We start from the raw sequence: 2,201 nt of genomic DNA, 5'->3' as shown, positions 1-2,201 counted from the left end.
GGCCCAGCACGGCGGGCACTTCGGTAAACTGGTTTTCGGAGCAAAACAGTACTTGCAGCCGGTGCAGGCGCGGCAGCCGCAGCAGCCACGCCGGCAGCGCGGTGAGGCGGTTGGCGGCAATGCGCAACAGCTCCAGGTTGGTGCAGTGGGCCAGGGTTTCGGGCAGCGCCGTGAGTTGGTTGCCGGCCAGCATCAGCTTCTGCAGCTGCGGGCAGTTGCCGATTTCAGCGGGGAGTTCTTCCAGTTGGTTATCGGTGAGAATGAGCCAGCGCAGCGCCGACGGCAGGGCTGCGCGGCCCAGCACGGCGGGCACTTCGGTAAACTGGTTTTCGGAGCAAAACAGTACTTGCAGCCGGTGCAGGCGCGGCAGGTCGTCGGGCAGGGCCGAGAGGTTGTTGCCGGTGAGGTTGAGAACTTCGAGGGTATCGGCGAGGGCGAAGATTTCGCGGGGAAATTCGGTGAGGCCGGCGCTCAGGTCGAGGCGCTTGAGGCCGTGGAGCTGGCCGCTGCGCAGCTGGTCGAGGGTATGCATAGCCACAAAGGTCGGCGTAGCGCGGACTTTTAGTCCGCGCGTGAGTGGTAGGCCGGTGTTTTGAAAAAAACGTCATACCGAGCGCAGCCGAGGTATTTCGCGTGCAGTAGTAACCCCTGACGTCAGGATTGTTACCACACGCGAGATGCCTCGGCTGCGCTCGGCATGACGTTCGATACAGTGCTGGGGCTCGGACTAAAAGTCCGCGCTACTCCCCGTTCTTCGACCGCGTACCGGCGTAGTAGTACAGCTCGGCCAGCGACTTTTCGTAGCTGGCGCGCAGGCTTTCCTGCTTGATGCGCAGGTCGATGAGCTTGGACTCGCGGGCGTTGATGAGGAAGATGGTGCTTTCGCCGAGGTCGTATTTCTGGAGCTCGGCGTTGAGCAGCAAGCGCTGGTTGGCGATAGTGAGGGTTTGGAGGGCGAGCTGGTTTTCGTAGGCGCGCAGGGTGTTGTACACCGCGTTCAGCTGGTTGCCGATGGTGCGGCGGCTCTGCTGCTGCTCCAGGGCGGTTTCGCGCAGGTTGAGGCGGGCCACTTGCAGTTGGCCGCGGGCCTGGCGCAGGAAAATGGGCAGCGCGAAATCGACGCCCACTTTGTAGTTATTCAGGCCGAAATCGTAGCTGGCGGGCATTTCGGGGCGGTAGAAGTCGCCGCGGCTAAGCAGGGTGCCGCTCACGTTGAGCGTGGGTTTCAGCAGCTCGCGGCGGTAGCGCTCCTCGATGCTCAGCTGCTGGAGCTTGGCGTCGAGCTTGCGCAGGGTGGGGTGCTGGGTGGCGGCCTGCTCGCGCAGTCGCTCAAACTCGCGGCGCGTCACGCTGTCGCGCCGGGCAGGCTGCGGAATAGCATCGGCGGGCAGCTCTACGGGCTGCGCGTCCTTGTTCCAGAGGTGGTTGGAGAGGAGTAGGCGGGCGTTTTGCAGCTCCACGGCCAGCTGCTGGCCTTGCAGCAGGCGGTCCTGGGCGGTGATGCGGGCCTCCACGGAGTCGATGGGGGCCTGGTCGCCCAAATCCACGCGCTGGCTGATGGCGCGGAAGCGGGTTTCGGCCAGGTCCACGCCTTCCTGCACCAGGGCGGCCTGCTGGTAGGCGTAGTACCAGTTCCAGTAGTCCTTGGCGGCTTGCAGCCACACGTCGTTGATTTGCTTCACCCGGTCGGCCTCGGCCGCGCTCACCATGATGCGGGCCTGCCGCAGGGTATTGCGCCGCGCGTCAATCAGCAGGCCCTGGCCCAGCGGCACCGAGAGGCCCACGCCGACCAGCCCGTTCTGGGGCGTGCGGGTTTCGGGGTTCACGTAGGTGCCCACGTAGCGGTCGTAACCAGCCTTCAGGTCGATACCGCCCAGCCAGATGGGTACTTTGAACTCGTTGCCCCACTTGTTGTAGTAGTCAGTGCCGCCGAAGATTTTGCGGTCGAAGCCCGAGGTGGCTTTGGGGTCGAAGCTGCCGCGGGCCTGCAGCACCTGCGCGCGCGCCTTCTCGCTGAGCAGGGCGGCCTGCTTCACGATGGGGTGGTTGGCAAACACCATTTCGGCCAAATCCTGCAACGAAAACACGCGGGCCGTATCCACCGGCACCACGGCCTTGAGGGGCTGGATGGGCACCGGCGGGGGCGGGGCCACGGCGCGGGCCGGAACAGTGAGGTCCGATTTGGGCGTCGGGTTCGGCGG

General features: G+C 65.0%; 2 protein-coding genes. Both read right to left on the bottom strand.

Features of this window, described 5'->3' with window-relative positions:
• Positions 1-532: leucine-rich repeat domain-containing protein (locus tag ACYVDE_RS21445; protein ID WP_460503575.1), on the bottom strand; the 532-nt coding region annotated here is incomplete at its 3' end.
• 208 nt (positions 533-740) lie between these two features.
• A partial coding sequence (locus ACYVDE_RS21440; protein ID WP_460503574.1) for a TolC family protein occupies positions 741-2,201 on the bottom strand: 1,461 nt, incomplete at its 5' end.

This window comes from Hymenobacter agri (genome assembly GCF_054778495.1).
The sequence above is the reverse complement of the archived record's forward strand: the minus strand, read 5'-3'. Positions and strand labels throughout refer to the sequence as shown.